Source organism: Paenibacillus sp. FSL H3-0321, from assembly GCF_038002865.1.
GTDB lineage: Bacteria > Bacillota > Bacilli > Paenibacillales > Paenibacillaceae > Paenibacillus_AQ.
In genome coordinates this window covers 1,423,999-1,443,831 of sequence record NZ_JBBODH010000001.1, presented here as the reverse complement: position 1 = coordinate 1,443,831, position 19,833 = coordinate 1,423,999, and the positions used below count along the sequence as shown (strand labels likewise).

Annotated in this window: 20 protein-coding genes; 11 read left to right on the top strand and 9 right to left on the bottom strand. The window is 44.8% G+C overall.

The features are described 5' to 3' along the window. Nucleotides 1-61: 61 nt before the first annotated feature. The 4 genes from proC to MHI45_RS06325 all read right to left on the bottom strand — a co-directional run bounded on the left by proC (nt 62) and on the right by MHI45_RS06325 (nt 4,904). Nucleotides 62-928: a pyrroline-5-carboxylate reductase gene (gene proC, locus MHI45_RS06340; protein ID WP_076109822.1), complete on the bottom strand. Its 867-nt coding sequence runs from the start codon at nt 926-928 to the stop codon at nt 62-64. Nucleotides 929-955: 27 nt separating this feature from the next. Continuing rightward, a complete protein-coding gene (locus tag MHI45_RS06335; protein WP_076109821.1) occupies nt 956-2,203 on the bottom strand; it encodes a glutamate-5-semialdehyde dehydrogenase in 1,248 nt (415 codons plus the stop codon). Nucleotides 2,204-2,309: 106 nt separating this feature from the next. Next, a complete protein-coding gene (gene proB, locus MHI45_RS06330) occupies nt 2,310-3,413 on the bottom strand; it encodes a glutamate 5-kinase (protein WP_144024275.1) in 1,104 nt (367 codons plus the stop codon). A 579-nt stretch (nt 3,414-3,992) separates the two neighbouring features. After that, complete coding sequence (locus MHI45_RS06325; protein ID WP_076109819.1) at nt 3,993-4,904, bottom strand: LysR family transcriptional regulator; 912 nt, start codon at nt 4,902-4,904, stop codon at nt 3,993-3,995. 207 nt (nt 4,905-5,111) lie between these two features. On the opposite strand from MHI45_RS06325, the gene MHI45_RS06320 reads away from it, so the two are divergent. Both MHI45_RS06320 and MHI45_RS06315 read left to right on the top strand, forming a co-directional pair. Continuing rightward, nucleotides 5,112-6,128, top strand: coding sequence for a hypothetical protein (locus MHI45_RS06320; protein ID WP_076109818.1), 1,017 nt, complete (start codon nt 5,112-5,114; stop codon nt 6,126-6,128). A gap of 297 nt (nt 6,129-6,425) precedes the next feature. After that, entirely contained in the window at nt 6,426-7,079 is a 654-nt protein-coding gene (locus MHI45_RS06315; RefSeq protein WP_076109817.1) for a BRO family protein, read from the top strand. A gap of 66 nt (nt 7,080-7,145) precedes the next feature. Here MHI45_RS06315 and MHI45_RS06310 read toward each other — a convergent pair whose 3' ends face one another. After that, nucleotides 7,146-7,499 (bottom strand): VOC family protein, encoded by a 354-nt coding sequence (locus tag MHI45_RS06310; protein WP_076109816.1) that lies wholly within the window; start codon nt 7,497-7,499, stop codon nt 7,146-7,148. Nucleotides 7,500-8,282: 783 nt separating this feature from the next. Between MHI45_RS06310 and MHI45_RS06305 the strand changes: the two genes are divergently transcribed. The 3 genes from MHI45_RS06305 (at nt 8,283) to MHI45_RS06295 (ending at nt 9,491) form a co-directional block, all read left to right on the top strand. Continuing rightward, nucleotides 8,283-8,795 carry a DUF3189 family protein gene (locus tag MHI45_RS06305; RefSeq protein WP_076109815.1) on the top strand — a complete coding sequence of 171 codons (513 nt, stop codon included), beginning with the start codon at nt 8,283-8,285 and terminating at the stop codon, nt 8,793-8,795. Nucleotides 8,796-8,916: 121 nt separating this feature from the next. Beyond that, on the top strand, nt 8,917-9,246 hold the full coding sequence (locus MHI45_RS06300; protein ID WP_076109814.1) for a phage holin family protein: 330 nt from the start codon (nt 8,917-8,919) through the stop codon (nt 9,244-9,246). Beyond that, complete coding sequence (locus MHI45_RS06295; protein ID WP_256718059.1) at nt 9,246-9,491, top strand: phage holin family protein; 246 nt, start codon at nt 9,246-9,248, stop codon at nt 9,489-9,491. The genes MHI45_RS06300 and MHI45_RS06295 overlap by 1 nt, the downstream gene beginning before the upstream one ends. 65 nt (nt 9,492-9,556) lie before the next feature. Here the strand turns inward: MHI45_RS06295 and MHI45_RS06290 are convergent, their stop codons facing one another. Then, on the bottom strand, nt 9,557-10,039 hold the full coding sequence (locus tag MHI45_RS06290; RefSeq protein WP_076109813.1) for a hypothetical protein: 483 nt from the start codon (nt 10,037-10,039) through the stop codon (nt 9,557-9,559). A gap of 341 nt (nt 10,040-10,380) precedes the next feature. Between MHI45_RS06290 and MHI45_RS06285 the strand changes: the two genes are divergently transcribed. The 3 genes from MHI45_RS06285 (at nt 10,381) to fabG (ending at nt 13,192) form a co-directional block, all read left to right on the top strand. After that, a complete protein-coding gene (locus MHI45_RS06285; protein WP_076109812.1) occupies nt 10,381-10,599 on the top strand; it encodes a hypothetical protein in 219 nt (72 codons plus the stop codon). Nucleotides 10,600-11,177: 578 nt separating this feature from the next. Continuing rightward, complete coding sequence (locus MHI45_RS06280; protein ID WP_256718058.1) at nt 11,178-12,020, top strand: hypothetical protein; 843 nt, start codon at nt 11,178-11,180, stop codon at nt 12,018-12,020. 419 nt (nt 12,021-12,439) lie between these two features. Continuing rightward, nucleotides 12,440-13,192, top strand: coding sequence for a 3-oxoacyl-[acyl-carrier-protein] reductase (gene fabG / locus MHI45_RS06275; RefSeq protein WP_076109809.1), 753 nt, complete (start codon nt 12,440-12,442; stop codon nt 13,190-13,192). Between the two features lie 738 nt (nt 13,193-13,930). Here the strand turns inward: fabG and MHI45_RS06270 are convergent. Beyond that, a complete protein-coding gene (locus tag MHI45_RS06270) occupies nt 13,931-14,380 on the bottom strand; it encodes a hypothetical protein (RefSeq protein WP_076109808.1) in 450 nt (149 codons plus the stop codon). Nucleotides 14,381-14,683: 303 nt separating this feature from the next. Here MHI45_RS06270 and MHI45_RS06265 point away from each other — a divergent pair, with 303 nt between their 5' ends. Then, nucleotides 14,684-15,760, top strand: a complete 1,077-nt coding sequence (locus MHI45_RS06265) for a hypothetical protein (protein ID WP_083675528.1) — start codon at nt 14,684-14,686, stop codon at nt 15,758-15,760. Between the two features lie 346 nt (nt 15,761-16,106). Here the strand turns inward: MHI45_RS06265 and MHI45_RS06260 are convergent, their stop codons facing one another. Both MHI45_RS06260 and MHI45_RS06255 read right to left on the bottom strand, forming a co-directional pair. Then, the gene (locus MHI45_RS06260; protein ID WP_179091699.1) at nt 16,107-16,667 is read right to left on the bottom strand and encodes a hypothetical protein; all 561 of its coding nucleotides are present in this window, start codon (nt 16,665-16,667) and stop codon (nt 16,107-16,109) included. A 327-nt stretch (nt 16,668-16,994) separates the two neighbouring features. Further along, nucleotides 16,995-17,342 (bottom strand): type II toxin-antitoxin system HicB family antitoxin, encoded by a 348-nt coding sequence (locus MHI45_RS06255; RefSeq protein ID WP_179091698.1) that lies wholly within the window; start codon nt 17,340-17,342, stop codon nt 16,995-16,997. Nucleotides 17,343-17,711: 369 nt separating this feature from the next. Here MHI45_RS06255 and leuC point away from each other — a divergent pair, with 369 nt between their 5' ends. Beyond that, nucleotides 17,712-19,136 (top strand): 3-isopropylmalate dehydratase large subunit, encoded by a 1,425-nt coding sequence (gene leuC, locus MHI45_RS06250; RefSeq protein WP_038594356.1) that lies wholly within the window; start codon nt 17,712-17,714, stop codon nt 19,134-19,136. Nucleotides 19,137-19,166: 30 nt separating this feature from the next. Further along, nucleotides 19,167-19,769 (top strand): 3-isopropylmalate dehydratase small subunit, encoded by a 603-nt coding sequence (leuD, locus tag MHI45_RS06245; RefSeq protein ID WP_076109804.1) that lies wholly within the window; start codon nt 19,167-19,169, stop codon nt 19,767-19,769. Nucleotides 19,770-19,833 lie beyond the last annotated feature (64 nt).

The following is a 19,833-nucleotide window of genomic DNA, read 5'->3' as shown; positions in this document are numbered from 1 at the left end:
GCCATTTCCTTGAGGAAGTAGCGCGGGCTTCTGTGCAATCCTGAGTTGCACAGGCTGGAGTTTAGGACAGTTCCTTCTCCAGCGCAACACCCATCTCGCGTGAGCGTTCTGCGCAGCGGTTAACTGCGGCTATGACCGATTCGAAGAAATCGGCCTTTTCGAGCACCTCAATGGCTGCTTGCGTTGAGCCGTTTGGGGAAGTGACCTTCTTGCGCAGTGCTGCCGGTTCCTCACCCGTCTGCTGCACCATGCGCGCAGCGCCGAGGACAGTCTGCACGGTCAGCTCAGTGCTTTGCTGCGGTGGAAGTCCGCCGCGGATGCCGGCAGCGATCATCGCTTCCATCATGTAATAGATATAAGCCGGACCGCTGCCGGAAATTCCGGTTAAGGTTTCCATCCGTTCTTCCTCAATCACAGCCGTAATGCCAACGGATTCAAAGATGTTGAGCGCCGTACGGCGTCCTTCTTCATTAACTTCTTTGGAATACACAATTCCCGTCGCTCCAAGGCCAATGGAACTGGAAGTGTTGGGCATCGTACGCACAACAGGCTGAGGGGCGCCCAACAGGCCATGAATCGTGCGGACGGTCAAACCGGCAATTACGGAGATCACCAGCTGATCCGGTGAGAGCACAGGTCCTAATACGCGCAGCGCTTCGGCAGCGTCCTTGGGCTTCATTGCCAGGACAATGACTGGAGCTGTCCGCAGATGTTCCATTTTTTGTTCCGGATCATTGCAGCCAAGCACGCCGTAACGGCTGCGCAGCTCAGCCAAACGCTCGTTGCTGCTGCGGTTCAGCATAACGATATTGTTGGAATCAATGACATTGCGGGCAATCATGCCCCGTACAATTGCTTCTGACATTGAGCCTGCGCCATAAAAAACAATTTTATGATTGATTAGTGGAATTGCGGGTTGCTGACACATGGCTAAAAGTCCCCCTTGTTCTTTGTACTAACTCCGGATTTGGCCGGAGCCATATATTTTATATTTGCATGAAGTGAGCGCGGGCAGGCCCATCGGGCCGCGGGCGTGCAGCTTCTGGGTGCTAATTCCGATTTCGGCGCCGAATCCAAATTCAAAGCCGTCTGTGAAACGGGTCGAAGCATTATGGTATACAGCTGCTGCGTCCACTTCCTGCAGGAAGCGGGCTGCATGTTCAGTTTCTTCGGTTACAATACACTCGGAATGTTTGGTGCTGAACTCGGCGATATGCCGCAGCGCTTCATCCAGTCCGCTGACTATCCGGACGTTAAGAATATAATCATTGTATTCTGTCGCATAATCCTCCGCAGTAACCGGCAGTGCCCAAGGTACAAGGGCAACCGTTTCCGGACAACCGCGCAATTCTACAGAAGCAGTACGGAAGGATTCCGCGAGGGAAGGTAAATATTGTACGGCATAGTCGCGATGAACGAGCAGCGTCTCCATGGAATTGCATACGGACGGGCGCTGGGCTTTGGCGTTCAGGCTGATTTGCTCTGCCATATCAGGACGGGCGCTTGCGTCGAGATAAGTATGGCATATACCCGCACCTGTTTCAATTACCGGAACAGTAGCGTTGAGCACAACATTCTGGATCAATGAACTTCCGCCGCGCGGGATAATGACATCCAGCAGCCCGTTAAGTTTGAGCATCTCATCGACGGAGGAACGGTTCGGGTCCTCGATTAGCTGCAGTGCACCAGGCGGCACCGCGGTTTGGGCCAAGGCGGTATGCAGCACTTCAACGATTTTGCGGTTCGAGGACAGGGCGGAAGAGCCGCCCCGCAAAACTACGGCATTGCCTGTCTTAAGGCAGAGACCGGCCGCATCCACGGTAACATTGGGACGGGCTTCGTATATAATCCCGATCACGCCGAGAGGTACGCGGATTTTCTCAATGGAGAGACCGTTCGGACGGTTGATGGTTTCCAGCGTGTCGCCGATAGGATCGGGCAGCACGGCGATTTGCTGCAGACCTTCTGCGATGCTGTTGATCCGTCCGACATCAAGGGCCAGCCGGTCAAGCATGGACTCTGGAGTGCCGGCCAGCCGGCCGCGTTCCAGATCTTCGCCGTTAGCGGCAATTATGGCTTGAGCTTCGCGGCGGAGGGCCTCCGCCATTACAAGCAGCGCTTCATTTTTTTGACCGGTAGTCAGGCTTGCCAGTACACCGGTAGTTTCTTTGGCCAATGTGGCTTTATTCACGACTTCACTCATATCCGTTCCTCCTAAAGTTTTATTAGCCAAGCGTTCAGAAACGTCTTTTATTAAGTCTGAATCAACATATTGTTGACTTACTTAGGATCAATCATCAACCCGGACGTTACCGTAAAGTAATCCATTCATCACGGTGGATGACCTCAAGCCTGTGTACTTCGCCCAGCTTCGGCACAATCTCACGGCTGGGGAGCCCTTGAATGCTGCGGAGCTGGGCGTCATCATAATTCACAATGCCCCGTCCCAGCAGCTTGGCGTCTGGACCGAGTACTTCTACAACGTCGCCGGAGTGGAAGCTTCCTTCGATCCGCTTGACCCCTACGGGAAGCAGACTGTGGCCCCCGTGGAGCAGTGCTTCAACGGCTCCGTCGTCCACATAGAGGGAACCAAGTGGCGTGGACATGAAGCCGAGCCACTGTTTTTTGACGGGCAGAGAAGAGAGCGTGGTGGCAAAATACGTACCTTTGCCTTCGCCTGTTGCTGCCAGCTCCAGATCGCCGGGTTCGGTGGCTCTGCCGATAAATACCGGCACTCCGCCGCGGGTTGCAATCTTGGCGGCATCAATTTTTGAGCGCATGCCGCCTGTCCCTACACTTGAACCTGCACCGCCCGCGATAGCATAAATCTCCGGCGTAATTTCCTCCACTTGCCGGTAACGAACGGCATCAGGATGCTTGCGCGGGTCTCCACTGTATAATCCGTCCATATCCGTGAGGACGAGCAGACGCGTTGCCTTCAACAGGTTGGCAACCAGAGCGGAGAGAGTGTCGTTGTCGCCGAATTTCAGCTCGTCGACAGACACGGTGTCGTTCTCATTAAATACCGGTACGGCACCCTGGCGGAGCAGCTCTTCCACCGTCATTACGGCGTTGTTCATCGCCCGCCTGCTGCAGAAATCGGTGCGGGTCAGCAGGATCTGTGCAGTTGGTATTCCATGCTGCGCGAAGGCTTCCTGGTACGCCTGCATCAGCAGGACCTGTCCAACCGCCGCCGCTGCCTGCTTCTCGTGCAGAAGCTTCGGACGGGACAGGTAGCCGATGCCGCGGAATCCGGCCGCTACAGCGCCGGAGGTTACTAGCAGGACCTCGCAGCCACCCTGCCGGAGTGCGGCAATCTCGGCAGCAAAGAAGGCCACAGCGGAGCGGTTCAACCCGCCCTCAGGACCGGTAAGTGAGCTGCTGCCGATTTTGACTACGATTCGTGTCGTCATTTGTTCTTCACTTCCTTCACAAAATAATATAGATAACCCAGAAAACGACAAAAAGCCCCCATCCTAAGACTTAGCAAAGGACGAAAGCATTGATTACTTCCGCGGTACCACCTTCATTGATGAGGGTTCATCCGACTTCATTCTCATAACGGGAGTTTCCGTCCTGCAGGGGCAGGCCGCTCGGGGGTAGGATTCAGAAATGACAACCGCGGTAAATTCTCTCAGCCTGCCGGAATTTACTCTCTGCTCGCGGATAGAGACATTTTCTTACTGGTCCCGTCTGCACGTTTCACTATTTGACATTTAGAATACCACGGTAAAGTGCAGTTTGCAAAGGGAGAACGAACTAATATTTTTCGGGAATAGCTGGAGTTCCAAATATTATGTCCCGTATGACGGATGATCAGAACCGTCTGATAACCCAGCATAATTTGCGCAAATCGCGGGTGGCTCGTATTGAGCTGACTTGAAGATAGGATCTTATTCATACTTGAATACAAAAAATACCCTTTCGTTTCCTTTGCCGGAGCCGAAAGGGCATTTCTAATTAAAAGGGACACAAAATCATTTCGTTCTGTACTACTCATCCGCCAGACCGGCAACGGTTGCTTTGAAAGTGCCAATGAAGGCTTCTGCGGCTTTGGACAAATAGCGGCCCCTGCGGTACGCGATCACCAGGGTGCGGCTTGGCACAGGTTCGGCCAGCGGCAGATAGACGGGCACAAATTCGCTGCGCGGGGCACGGGCGATAAAGTGTGGCACGAGTGTAACGCCCATTCCGGTAGCTACGAGGGATTGAACCGTCTCCATATTGTTGCTTTCAAACACAATGCGCGGCTCAAATCCGGCTTCGCGGCATAGCTCCACCGTCATTTTGCGGAACCCCTGGCCTTCTTTAAGCACGATGAACGGCTCATCCTTTAATTCTTCGAGAGAGGTGCGTGTACCCTTTGTGCTTCGGGAAGCCAAAGGATGCTCCGGCGGTACGGCCAGATCAATCCGTTCTTCACCAAGCACCTCGTAAGCAAGAGTGGGGATTTCCAGCGGGAGCGAAAGCAGGCTGAGATCAGTCTGGCCGCTTGCAGTCAGTTTCTCAAGATTCATTGAAGAATCCTCAAGCAGTGTAATTTCCACATCGGCATATTTCCGCTTGAACACAGGGAGTACATGGGGCAGCAGATGTGCTCCGGTGATCGGCATGCTGCCTACCACCACGCTTCCCGTACGAAGCTGGGAAATATCAGACATTTCCTGGCGCAGCAGCTCCACGGCGTCGATAATCGCTCCTGCCTGCTCCACAAACTTGTGCCCGGCATGGGTAAGCTCTACCGAGCTAGTATTGCGCTGAAACAGCATGACCCCAAGCTCTTTCTCCAGCTTGGACAACTGCTGGCTGAGCGAGGGCTGGGCGATATGCAGTTTATCCGCAGCACGGGAGAAGTTCCGTTCCGCCGCGATTTGCAGTGCATACTGTAATTGTCTTAGTTCCATTAGTAAGCTCCTTGAATGAACATGATTGCTTATAAGTATAACCTATAGTAAGTCTGCTTAATATAGGTTGGGTGACCTGGCTAGAAGAAGGTGTATTCTACAATACTCCGCGAAAGTACATGCTGTGCTATTTACTTGTCCGGTCAAATCATTAGCTTATAGGCCTAACCTATCAGGATCATAGAATTAACTGAGTATCCTTACTCTATGGATAAACATGCACAAGCCACTGTAGCTAACGTCATGCTGCGTGACGAAAGAGATATACAAACTGAGCTGGAGCAAAGCAAGAACACCGTACAGAATCTTTTCAGCGGAGGTAGAATCCGGGCGGCTGCTTTTGAAGAGTTTGCACGGTTGGCTGTCCGTGATATCAATAACTCTAAAACAGAATTGATCTACCCACCAGAAGGCGGGATTTTGGCTCAGGACAAGACTAACCAATTACGCCAGGTGCGTTTAACATCAGCCGGTCTTGGAATCTCTACGGATGGCTGGCAGACCCTGAAAGCAGCAGTAACAGCAGACGGCGTGATGGGAGAACGTATTGTCGGACAGATCGGTAATTTCGATTCTCTGAGTATTGGCAGTGGGAATGAAATCATTCTACTGAACCATACAGGCCTTGCAGCCGGTAATGCCAACTTTAATGATTCACCATTTCGAGTAGACATGGAGGGAAACGTAGTAGCACGAAAGATTACTCTTACAGGCACGATTGGTAATAATCTGTATATGGGTTTGATTGGGGAAGAGAATGACAGACGGATCGAGTTCGTGAATTCCAGTGGTTATCAGGCATACATTTCATATGTGTCATCAGATAATAGCCATCTGTTAAAAATACGCGCTGGTAATGATATCCGTATTGACAGTGGTCTTTACCTGTCTCTTACAGGAATGGTCATAACCCTGAACGGTGATAGTTATATAGGATCGAACTTACCCGGAAATCGAATCGTAACAGCTTCAGAACTCGATGCCACATGGACGGCATTAGCAGGAAAAGCGAATGCAAGTCACTCCCATAGCGTAACATTGCCTGATCACATTCACGGAAATCCAGCAAATGCGAATAGCGGTGGTGGAACGTTTACGGGCTCATTATTTTTCTTTCATGTCGTGGGCCTCTTGGATATAATTAGGATAATCAATAATCTACAGAATCATTTAAGAGAACGGCAAGTGAGATCCTGCGCCTTAATGCCGAGAACGAAAAGTTGAAAGCTGAGATTGCAGAGTTAAAAGCTCAACTTGGTGAATAACATCAATAAACCGTAGTACTACAGTATATAAACAACTATATCCTTATAACTAAGAAGGTCTCTCCTATGGAGGGGCCTTTATTTTGTATTGTGGGAAATTGTCGTGCGTGATTGCAATTTAAAGATTTGGGGATATAGTGATTTGTAGTAAATCCGTAGCAGGGAAGCATCGAATCACATATAAGCTTAATAGTAGAAAGCCTTCGATAACTCGTGGGCTTATTTTTATGTCCAAAATTGAACGGAGGAACTAAAAATGAGTGAAAGTAGTATGTTTTTCTTTGAAGGGCAGCATGAAGTGATGATCCTCACGAAGGCTGACATTAATATTGAATTCAAAGGCGACTTCCTGATCCGTGCGAAAGATGTGGCTACTGTGCTTGAGTATCAAGGAGAGACCGCGACAAACAATGTGCTGAAGTTTTGTAAAGAAGTACACATTCATACCGTTAGAAATTCTAACATCCTGAATCAAGATGTTAGAAAACTGCATAACACAGGAGAAAAATTCATATCAAATCTTTCGCTTAACCGCGTTCTTGGACAGTCTGCCCAGCCCAAAGCAATGCCGTTGCAAGATTGGTTGTACAAAGACATTCTTCCACCGATTCAGAAACATGGAATCTACGCCACGGACAATGTAATCGACAACATATTGAATAACCCGGACTTCGGCATTGAACTGCTAACCAAACTCAAAGAAGAACGGGCCGCGCGAATACAAGCCGAACGTACAAATGCCATTCTGATGCATGTCAACAAAACTTATACTGCCACGGAGATTGCAAAGGAAATCGGATTTAAGTCCGCCAATGCCCTTAATAGAGATTTAGAAGACCGAGGTATCCAGTTCAAGCAGAATGACACATGGCTGATTAAAATATACGAAAAGCAAAACGGCATTGCGTAACCATTCATAACTGGATGGTTATTATTTTTGCCTGAAAGACCAGCTATAAGAAGTCAATAGGAAATATTAACTTTCGAGGTCTTTCTTCTCAATAAAGCTTACCGTATTTCCGTCGGGATCAAGGAACCAAAAAGAATAGGCGCCCCACGGTCTGCATTTAGGTGGAGAGGTAATGCCGATGTCGGGGATTCCTTTCATTAGACGGTCATATTCAGCCAAGACATCGTGGACATAAAACATAAGAGACATATTTTTGTCATTGACCACGTTCACATTGCCCGGATTGTAAACAGCAAGTTGAGCGCTGTCGAATCCATAATGCTGTCCGTCTACAACCGGAGACTCCTTGAGTACAATTTCATAAAAAGAAGCGAGGCGCGGCGCATTGTCGGTCAGGATGCATACCCCACAAAGTTTCATGTTAATTCCTCCTTCATTCTTTTGGGCGGCGTGGCTTCATACGGCCTGTTTTCTCTGAGAATCGTAAAAATAATGTTGCACATTTTACGAGAAACCGCGCCAACAGCGGTCAAATGATGCAGCGCTATACGCTATCCAGCTCATTCGCATCTAACCGTAAGGACAGAGGCGCAATTCTTTCGTTCGAGGCTATACCCCAAGGAGGAGTTACTGCGCCCTCTGTCTGTTACGCTCATAATCCCACATCCTTTGCAGGATAACAAGTTTTTCATACGGTGCTCTTGTCCAAAACACCGTAAATCTATTATACGAGGAGGCGAATGTCATTGGTGGTTGTAAAGAAGATGAACTTATCGAATCCATAATTTCGGTTCTAAGCTTTTTCCCAGGAAGACAGCAAGAAATCCTACAACAGGTTGATCATGCAGTCGGTGAAATGTTGGCCGCGATACAACCTAAAGAAGAACCGGAACCAAAAGAAAAGTTGAAAGAATCAACTTAGTGAGAAGCAAACCTGCACAGTGCCGATTTAAGGCGTTTTTATTTTGCCCCAGGAGATCATACGAGGATAGGTTTTTGACTAACATGAATTGTAATGAAGGTGAAACCCTATCAACTAATTGCAATGTCATACACAGTTAGAAGGAGTGAATTTTACAAATGAAAAAAATTGATAAAACTGATTGAGCAATTACCTATAATTAGGGTTTAAAATTAATTAAACGAATTACATCATATAAAAATGGAAATAATCATAATAGAAAAAATATGAAGGATGATATTATGATTTATATCTATAATGATTATGGTGGGACACATACAACAGCTTTGGCAGCAGCTTATCATTTAAAACAAATTACTCAGTCTGAGCGGAAATTAACTACTGAGGAAATATTGGATGTTAAATTTTTCAATAAGTTGACGAAAAATGATTTTGGTAAGATTATTTTTCACGGAATTGATGAACATGGAGACTCCGTTTATACAATCGGTAGGAAGTCATCGAAACTTGTAGTCCCAGCATTAAGAGACTTAAGCTTATTAATTGAAAGTAAACATCATTTTGAAGAAAAAATAATATTCTCTAATACTTCACCCACGGTGCCTATCCCGATGTCAATCGGAGGGTTCTTCTCAAGAGGATTAAAAATTGATTTTATTGGTGTTCCTTTATTAGTAATGGGTGCTAAGCAATGTTGTGATAATATTTTTCGATTGGTTGAAAATACGAAACAAATAGGGAAGTCCGCCAATGAGGAACAAGTTATTATTTTAGCAAATGAAAGCTATAAGTAATAATTTCCCAAAGTTCATAAGGACCATACTGCGCAGCAAAGGCACGTCTCAATAGGCGTGTCTTTTATTTTGCCCTCGGACGCTGACCGGGGGTTTTATGTTGAGGAAGGGAGCAGGGGGAATGCTCAATCATAGTAAAAATATCGTTACTACAGTCTACACGGCGGCCATAGGATCGAGCAACCGGGAGATTGTCGCAGGTGCAACCAGCGCAGGGGCCGGGCTATTGGCAATGGCTGCGGGCTGGTTGGGAGGGGATGTAAAGCCATTAGAATTTCTTGTTGTGCTCATGCTAGCTGATTACGTCAGTGGGGTTGCAGGAGCGTTTAAGACTAAGATAGTCAGCAGCGATATTATGTTTTGGGGCGGTGTGCGTAAAATCACCGTCCTTTTTGTTGTTGGTTTGGCTGCCTTGATTGACGATTGGGTTCAACCTGGAGCGCGATGGTGATGCTGACGGAATGGCAGACTGGTCAGAGGTGGTGCGAGAGGCCAAAGCACTCGGATTTGAGTGGGGACTTTGTCTCAATTAAGGATCTGGGTGTGCAAACGGTCGGGGTGATCTTTGGGGAGCAGCTGGCACCGGAAAAGTATGATCAAATTACGGCTGCGGTAAATGCAGTGTTAGGTATCCTGGTAGTGTTGGGCATTGTGAGCAACCCGGAAGTTGGCAAGGGTTACACGGATAAAGAGTAAATTCTTAAGTGTTTGGGAGACTTACGGAAGCTCTGCGTGTACCAAGCTTCCGTAAGTTTTTTTATTTAATTCGAGGCTGTGGTATACACGTCACCATCAGATGAACCTGTAATATCACCGATATTTACTATTTCGATAACATATGTTCCAGGCAAAACGTTTTTCCATGAATTTTGAGCAGGGTCCCCGTATTTGTCACCAGTATTATAATTAACGTCATAAGATCCAGCTGAATTTCCACTAACCGTTTTAAGAGTATATCTAAATTTTACATTCTCTTTCCCACTGGTAGGGTGTTGGTCTATGCTTATAGTGACTGTTGAACTTTTATCGAGTTTAAAAGATTTACTGTTAGCAGTCTTTCCTTTTGCTAAAGTAGTATTCCAACTTGATGATGTGGCAGCTGTCGCAAAGGATGGAAGGGAAAGTTGATACTGTGAATCGTAATTGGATTGCTGATTCTCAATTACTGACTCGGCCGATGCAGCAGGCGCTAAACTGGATAATAAGATTCCGGCAGAAAGAAGAGCTGATAATGACTTTTTCACCTTAAATACCTCCCTATAATTATAAAATATGTTTCATATTAACTTATTATAGAAATAAATAGAAAATCCTTGGACCAAAGTCTTTTTAATATGAATAATTTGTGTCGGATATTATATGAAGACTATTGCTAAGTGATGAAATACTAATCGGTAAATATATTACCCACTGGCTTAGGCTGGTGGACTTTTTTCTTTATGCCTGCCGGTGCTATACGGACGTTAGGAGAAAAAATTCAGTAGCTCCAAGTATCGAATCTTGAGTATTTTTATGAAATATTATATATAGCAAAACCTGACGCATTGTGACACAATAGAGAAAATGCTGAAAGGAGTTGTCTGCTATGGAACAAACAAACAATACTCTGGTTCTTGATCTATGGGATGTTCATAACATCCGAGTGAACGTCGAAGATAACAGGATGTCATTTGTTGAGGCAGTAGAAACAGCGGCACGTACTCAGGGCGTTCAAGTGTTAGATGTTAAGGATGTTGTTTTACCTGTGAAACACTTGTATTTAAAAGAAAACATCGTAGAGGCAATTAACAAAATGAAGCATTAGTGATGGTCGCTCAACGGAGTGGCTTTTTTTATGCGTAAAAATACGACGTGATACCTTTTGCCCACTGGCTTCGGCTGGTGGGCATTTTTTATTTTTTGGTTGTTAATTTGTCTGGTGAATGCCCCACATATGTAAAAAGAGATCACTTTATACAAAATGAAAATAATAATTCTGAATGGAACATATGGCCGGGAGGAATTTATGGTATTAATGTAGTATTTCTATAAAAATAGAAAAATTTGAGAGTTGTGTTTGAATGACAGCGGAGATTGGTGTACTTAACAAACAAGCTATTGCACTTGCAGCAGATAGTGCAGTAACGATAAGGGGGGCACATGGGCAAAAGATCTATAACCATGCTAACAAATTGTTTATGCTTTGTTGTTTCAGTAGCGCCTTTTATCTAAAGGCGCTATTTTATTTAAGATTGGTGATATAGAGTACATATCCACGATAAAAATCCACATATTTCCTCAATAACCCTTAAGTGTATTGTAAATTTCTGTCGATAAACAGACTGTTTGTTCGCCTTTATTTAGTGTAGGCTTGATGCATACATATTAAAGGAGTTGAAAGGTTTGAAGAAAAAGATTGCCGGTTTTTTGGTGATATGTACATTGTTGGTTATTCTTATTCCAGGAGTAACCAAAGCAGCAGAACAGCCCGTCGGGTTATTGGATGGAGTAACAATGTTAACTGGTACCAGTATTACAAATGTGCTTGGGTCAACATCAATGGCAACAGATAATGATGTTTCAACAGTCTTTAGTCTACCTTATGAAAGGTCTGGTCCTGTACAGGATACGATTTTTTATAATTTTCCAAAAGCCGTGACTATTAATGCATATAAAATGCATATTACTAATTATGATAATGGACCTGTTTTCTTGGCATATTGGAACAGTGCTGGTACATTGGTGTCACATATTCCATTAAGTCCAAATGCTGGAACAGAGCAAATATATTATTTGCCTGAAGCTATAACTGATGTAACGAGAATATCAGTTTACCAGACTAGCACAATTACATATAAAATTGCTGAGATGAACGTTTATAATATTTTACCAGAACCAACATCTGCACCCACTGCAGAGCCTACACCGGAAATTACTGCTACTCCAGAACCAACTGTAGAACCAACACCAACTGTATTGCCATCACCAACACCGGAAACTCCGGTGGGTAATCGTGCCATTCTGGTTGTAACGATGAATACTGGACTGGAAAAAGAATTTGATTTGAGCATGCAAGAAGTGAATGCTTTCATTGCATGGTACGAAAATAAGCAAGCCGGTTCAGGAACAGCATCTTATGCCATTGATAAGCACAACAATAACAAGGGCCCGTTTACAAGCCGCAAAGATTATGTGATCTTCGATAAGATTCTTACGTTCAGTGTAGATGAATATTCTGCTGAATAGTATTTACACATTGTTTCTAGTAACGACAAAAGAGTTGTAACGGAGGTATCGTGCCCTGCCTGTATTGGTGGGGTATTTTCTTTGAGTTAGGGAAAATTTTCCTTATCGTCACATACATAATGTTCCAGATGAGTTATATTTACATTTAGTTTGTATTTAAAATATTGAGGTGTAGGCAAAGCATGATTAATAAGTTGCTTAAGTATTATAAAGAGAACGTAAGTGTTGATGTATTAGTTGATTCTCATATGAAGAATGTGAGTGCTATCGTTAACTTTGCTTTTTGGAATTCATTTGTAGGCATAATCATATCAGTTATTACTGGTTTATATTTTATAGCGGTCACTATAGGATTGGTTCTCATTTTAAATAACATTAATCAACTGATTCATAACTGAATAAATAGGAGGAGAATAATTATGGCTGATTTAGGTTTAAAGGATAAAGTAGCGATAATAACGGGGGGAACTCGTGGACTCGGTCGTGCAATGGCGCAAAGATTGGCAGAAGAGAAGGCGAAAGTCGTTATAACGGGTACAAATGAAGAGTTAGCAAAACAGACTGCAAATGAAATAGCAAAGACTTATAGTATTGAGACTTTAGGATTAAAGCATGATGTATCTAGTGAGGAATCAACAAAAGAGGTAGTTAAAGCCGTGATAAAGACATTTAATAAAATAGATATTTTAGTTAATAATGCGGGTGTAATACGTGATGCTGGATTGTTAATGATGAAAAAGGAGGATTGGGATTTAGTATTGGGAATAAACCTGACAGGAGCATTTAACTGTATTAAATATGTTTCAAAACGTATGTTAAAGAACAAGTCGGGTAGAATCGTAAATATCGCTAGTGTAGTGGGACTTATGGGGAATGCTGGACAGGCAAACTATTCTGCTTCAAAAGCTGGTATGATAGGTCTTACAAAAACTGCTGCGAAAGAATTGGCTGAGAGGGGTATAACTGTAAATGCTATTGCCCCAGGATATATTTCTACTGATATGACTCATACACTTTCTGATGAAGTATCTAAAGAAATGTTGTCGAGGATTCCAGTCAAATCATATGGAACTCCTGATGATGTGGCTGACTGTGTCTTGTTTCTGGTTTCCGATAGGTCTAGATATATTACCGGTCAGGTTATAAATGTTGATGGTGGAATGTTGATGTAAGATTATTTTTTACGGATTGTATTTAAACTGGACAGTGAAAACTTCTACAGCTCTAAGAAGCCCGGCGAACGACCTAAAGCCACATCTGCCGCAAGGAGGGCAAAGACCAGGCCGAAGAACGAAAGAAGTGAAGGAGCGTTTCATAGCAACGGCCACTCAGGGAGAGATCCCGAATAACTGAAGTCAAACCCAGATGGTCGGAGCGTAGCATAAAGCCGATGACGAAAATGACAAACCACTCGAACGTAGCCTGTCTGGAAAAGCAGGAACGGAAGGGAAGTAACAGTTCATTTAATATTTTGAGTATAGGTATGGTCAATCGCTCGGAAATGAGGTACACATTTGTTCGTAACCCATTCAGTGGTCCTTCCTTTTAGTGTGAGAACTTAAGGATAACAGACCATCGCCGATTGGGTTATTTTTCTATGTTACGATTTTTCGACAAGAACTTTTGACTGTCCAGATCATAAGATAAAAGCATTTTTATTGGAGACTTTTATGATATAGAAAATTTGATGAGTTTACTTACGGAGGCCTTATATACGCTTAATGAGTAACAACGGAAAAGTTTAAAGGAATTATCAGTCTTCATGGGAGTGAACGTTATGGCGGCATTGTTGAGGGGGATTCACCAGAGACAATTAAGATTGCCGGTAGTTGATTTATGCGTGAACGATTTGAATTTAGAACATACATAAAATAACCCGCCGGGCTTAATGGTCGGCGGGCTTATAGCATTTATCCGGTAAAATTACCTGCGCCAGCTACTCCGCTAAAGTTTCTAGCTTGGATGTTATTTAATACATCTGTGGCAGCTGCGTTAGTGAAGATTTCAGCAGTATATTGAATTTGGCCTGTGGCTACATCTACTGCTGGCGGGTTATCAACTGCTGTAAAACCAAAAGCCTCATTTTCTCTACTGATGGCAACTCCAAATGTTGTTGTGAAAATAATAATGCCATTTCTTCGGACATTAATGGTGTTGGTGTTAAAGAGAGGATTGTTTTCGGTTTTTGCGTACCCAGCTAAAAGGACACGCACGTTACTTTGGTTCTCTACTGGAATACCTGCAGTTTGAATGCCGATATCTCCAAAAACAAAAGGTGTAGCTGCCAAAGGGATTGTTACTGGTGTTGCATCCGAACTCGCCGAGTTTGAAATTCTTAGATCTACAAATTGAATTGTCATAAGTATCACTCCTCCATTATGTTGTATGAAAGAAATGGGAGATGCTCTTGGACAATGAGGATTAATCTATATAATTGTATGATTGCCTTAAGAGTGTATGTTAAACAGGTCGTCCGAAAGCATCGGCAAAAGTAAAAGCCCAACCCTTAACTGGTTGATGGGCTTTTTTTGTTCATAGACGAAAACCCATATATTTCCTTAGTAACCCTTGAGTGTAATGTAAATAAATGTATAATAATAGACTGTTTGTTCGCCTTTTTTTAGTGTAGGCTTGATGTATACATATTATAAGGAGATGATTTTTTGAAGAGTTGGAAAAATACAGTATCAAAATTAGTTCTGGCTTTAATTGTTATGGTGTCGTTTTTTTCATTTCAATCAAGCACATATGCAGCAACTACCACTACCCAAATTACCCAAGTAGGACAACCATTACCTGCTCCTGACCCAGGTTGGAAGCGATATGAAGAAACTGCTTCTGGATTTGTTTTTGAAGGGCCGGCCTGGTTAGTGCCAACTTCAGGCAATTACTCAGGGAGTGAAAAATTCACAATGAATGCTTCACTACATTCAGTGAAATTTAGCTTCTTTGGTACTAGCCTAAGACTGACCAGTTATAGAGGAGGCGATAGACATTCGTTAGTAACAGTAAATATAGATGGAATAAATTATACATACTCAGCTAAAGGTGCGGCTCAGATAACAACACTTCTTTTTGAAAAAAATAACTTGGAAAACAAAGTACATACAGTAGTTGTAAGTGCTGTGAATTCTTCATCGTCAAACCTCTTTGAATTCGATGCTTTAGACATTAACGAAACTGGATATTTAGTGAGTTCACAAGTAATATCTCCTACAAATTTAACGGCAAACCCGGGAGATTCAAAAGTGAATTTGAGTTGGGAGGCGAGTTCTAATGCAACCAGTTATAATGTTAAACGAAGCACAACTGCCGGAGGACCATATGAAACAATAGTTACTAATGTAACTGGCACAGTTTATACTGACGCTACTGTAATTAATGCTACTACTTATTATTATGTGGTTACGGCATTAAACGCAAATGGACAAAGTAATTACTCTAATGAAGTATCTGCGAAACCTCAAGGTTTAGTAGTACCTGATCCAGAACCATCTGGTGATCGTGCTGTCCTTACCATCACTCTAACAACTGGTATCGAGAAGGAATTCGACCTCTCAATAGTAGAAGTGAATGCCTTTCTAAAATGGTATGATACTAAAGATGCCGGTTCAGGCCCAGCCAAGTTCGCGATTGATAAACATAGTAATAACAAAGGTCCATTTGCTAAGCGTACTGAATATGTGATCTTCGATAAGATATTAACCTTTGAAGTAAGCGAATATTCTACCAAGAAGTAGCATTTACACATTGTTCCAGTAGCGATAAGATAGTTGTAATGGAGTGTACCCTGCCAAGTTTTGGTGGGGTATTTTACATAAGGAGTGATTGTTTGGGGACTACCTATAAAGTGCTGGAGAGCGGTATAGAATTCTTCACGGTGGCCTTAACACAATCAAAGGTATCGGTCTGGTATCGGGAAGACCCGGACCCGATAGGTCACCTAATGGATTATGGCGGGTGGGTGGAGGGGTATTCCCCAGAGACAATCAAGATTGCCAGCAGTTGGTTTATGTGTGAACGATTTGAATTTAGAGCATATATAAAATAACCCGCCGGGCTTAAACCTGACGGGTTTGTTTTTATTTATTCTGCTGCTGTGTACTCACTTACTTCATAGGTAAGTATTTTATCAAATACTACATAGTCTTTACGCTTTTTAAAGGGGCCTTTGTTGTTGCTATGTTTATCAATTGCATGCATCCCAGGGCCTCTACCTGCATCACGGGCATCGTACCAGGTTAAGAATGTATCTACTTCAGCAATTGGTAGGTCGTATTCTTTTTCTGTTCCATTCACCAGAGTGATGGTAAGGATAGCCCGATCTCCTATTGGCTGCTCTGGAGTTGCTGTGGGCTTAGGAGTTGTTGTTGGTTTTGGAGTCACGATTGGCGTAGGTGTCGCTGTTGGAACTGGCGTGCTCGTAGCTGTAGCTGTTGGTTCAGTTGTTGCGGTTGCCGTAGGAGTTGGGCTAGGCGTCACCGTTGCTGTTGGAGCAGGTGTAGCTGTTGGTGTTGCAGATGGCGTAGGCTCCACAGTAGGAGTTGGTGTAGCAGAGTATACCTCGGCAGTATAAATCAAAGCCTGTCCACTTCCTTCAACCCTTATCTTAGCTACGTTTTCAATAGGTTTATTTAATATTATCATGTTCCCTTTCCTTGTATTTCCTCCTGTATAACCATAACCCACTAGCAACTTCCAATCCGAAGATCCTTGAAGTTGGTAATATAGATATGCACAGGCCCCATAGCTGTCTAATTGAGCATCGAGAATATAACTTGAAATGGTAAATACTGGTCTACAAATAACATAACATATATATAGGTGAGCTAAAAAATGGCGAGCTCGTAGCGGGTTCCCGCGACGGATTCCCGAAAATCCGGGAGTCCGTTTCGGCTGGTACCCATCCAGCCATCATCAGGCGGTCCAGCAAATCACCCTATAGGATAGGTGTGTTCGCAAGGAAATATCTGATCAAACGTGTTGTTTGTCAATTCCTAAAGCATCTTTCAATCCGCTTTGTAAAACTTGGGAGAAGTTCAAGCCAGCAGCATCCCGAAATGGTGGCATGAAGACTTCTACATAGACGATCCTATCCCCTGAGTCTTCCAGGGTGATTTGTTCCGGCTCTGAGGGATTGGGAAGAGGTGTACCGGATTCCTCCAACTCTTGGGCGAGGAAAGCCAACAATTCCTTTGCCAGTGCCAGACCTTCTGTCAATTCAATTGCCGTTACTGCCGTTCCCGGAAAGTCAGGGAAGTACATACTTAAATTCGTTTCTGTCTGCGCGGCAACAACCGGATAAACGTAATCTGTCTTCACAAGTTCACGCTCCTTTTACATTTTTAGGGGAGGGGATAGAGGAAACCCGGGGCTAAAACTCAACCCTGGAAGTCCGCTCCATATTCTTTAAAGTACCTTTGGTAACCACATCTCGGCTGCTATGTAGGCTGATGTCTACATACAGGGTAGGGTCCTCCTTGTGTATCCAGCGTTGATGGCTGGAATTACTTAAGCCCTTATGTAACAAGGGATATACCAACTCACCTCATCACAGCTTATAGACGCAGCCTATCAGTTCTATAGAAATCATATCTTGGAATTATAAACGGGGCGATGTTATATTTAGATCATTCAAGAGAGACTCCACACTCTCTTCCATTGAACGATTCTACTATATGAGGTGAAGACATGAGCAAGAAGACAATGTTTGAGAAAATTTGGGACAATCACGTAATCCATCAAGAGGAAGGTAAGCCTAGCATTATTTATATTGATCTGCATCTGGTGCACGAAGTTACCTCTCCACAGGCCTTCGAAGGTCTCCGTCTCAGCGGACGCCAAGTCCGCCGTCCCGGCCTTACTTTTGCTACCATGGATCATAACGTTCCTACGAAAGATCGTTACAACATTACAGATCCGATCTCCAAACAGCAGATTGACACGCTGTCGCAGAATTGCCGTGATTTTGGAGTCAGATTGTTCGACCTGAATGATATCGATCAAGGTGTCGTACATGTTATGGGCCCGGAAATCGGCCTGACACATCCCGGCAAAACCATTGTCTGCGGCGACAGCCACACTTCCACGCACGGAGCATTCGGCGCACTGGCTTTCGGTATTGGCACAAGTGAAGTTGAGCATGTTCTGGCTACCCAGTGCTTGCAGCAATCCAAAGCCAAAACGATGGAAGTCCGCTTCATCGGCAAACGTAATCCTGGAGTGACTGCCAAGGATATGATTCTCGGTGTCATTGCCAAATATGGCACTGATTTTGCAACAGGCTATGTTATTGAATACACGGGCGAATCCATCCGTGAGCTGTCGATGGAGGAACGCATGACCGTCTGCAATATGTCGATCGAAGGCGGGGCAAGAGCGGGTCTGATTGCTCCCGATGAAACTACCTTCAACTACCTGCGTGATCGCCAATATGTCCCTCAGGGTGCCGCTTATGATGCTGCCGTTGAAACTTGGAAAGGTCTTGTAAGCGATGAAGGTGCAGAATATGACACTATTGTTGAGTTTGATGTGGAATCTTTGATTCCGCAAGTGACCTGGGGAACTAGCCCGGGCATGGGCACAGACATCAATTCCAGTGTGCCGAACCCGGCTGATTTCTCGACTGAAAATGAACGTAAAGCCGCTGAAAAAGCGCTTGAATATATGGATCTGGCACCAGGTACACCTATTTCGGAAATTCCGATTGATTATGTCTTTATCGGTTCCTGCACGAATGGCCGGATTGAGGATTTGCGTGCTGCTGCCGAGGTAGCCAAAGGTCACAAGGTATCCGACAAGGTTACGGCAATTGTTGTTCCGGGCTCCGGACGCGTGAAGCTGCAGGCGGAGAAGGAAGGACTTGATGTAGTGTTTACGGAAGCTGGTTTTGAATGGCGCGAAGCAGGCTGCAGCATGTGCCTTGCGATGAACCCGGATGTACTTCAGCCTGGACAACGCTGTGCATCGACCTCGAACCGCAACTTTGAAGGACGCCAGGGACGCGGCGGACGTACACATCTCGTATCCCCGGCAATGGCCGCGGCGGCTGCAATCAAGGGGCGTTTCACCGACGTCCGCGACTGGAACTACAAGACGGAAGCCGTCAATTCATAGAAATCGTAGAGAGAGCGGGAGGATACAACAATGGAAGCTTTTAAGAAATTAACAGGAATCGTTGCCCCGGTTGACCGGGTAAATGTAGATACGGATGCTATTATTCCGAAGCAGTTTTTGAAACGGATTGAACGGACTGGATTTGGACAATTTCTTTTTTACGAATGGCGTTTTGACGAAGCGGGCAATGACAATGCCGCTTTTGAGATGAACAAACCGCGCTATAAAGGCGCATCTGTGTTGATTTCGCGGGCCAACTTCGGCTGCGGCTCCTCCCGGGAGCATGCGCCGTGGGCGATTATGGACTATGGCTTCAAAGTAGTGATTGCCCCATCTTACGCCGATATTTTTTATAACAACTGCTTCAAGAACGGGATTCTTCCGATCAAGCTGTCGGAATCGCAGGTCGATGAGCTGTTCAGCCGTACGGCAGCCCATGAAGGCTACAACCTGTCGGTTGACCTTGAGAACAACACGCTCAGCGATGAATACGGACTGTTGATCAGTTTTGAGCTGGATGAGCACCGCCGCCAGTTCCTGCTGCAGGGGCTCGATGATATCGGGCTGACACTTCAGCATGCGGATGAAATCGCCGCCTATGAGGAGCGCCACGCGGCAAAGCTGTTTTCGTAAGCGATGTAAGGCGAACGTTGGGTCATAGGGAAAACGGAGCTTTTTTCCTGAAGAATACGTAATC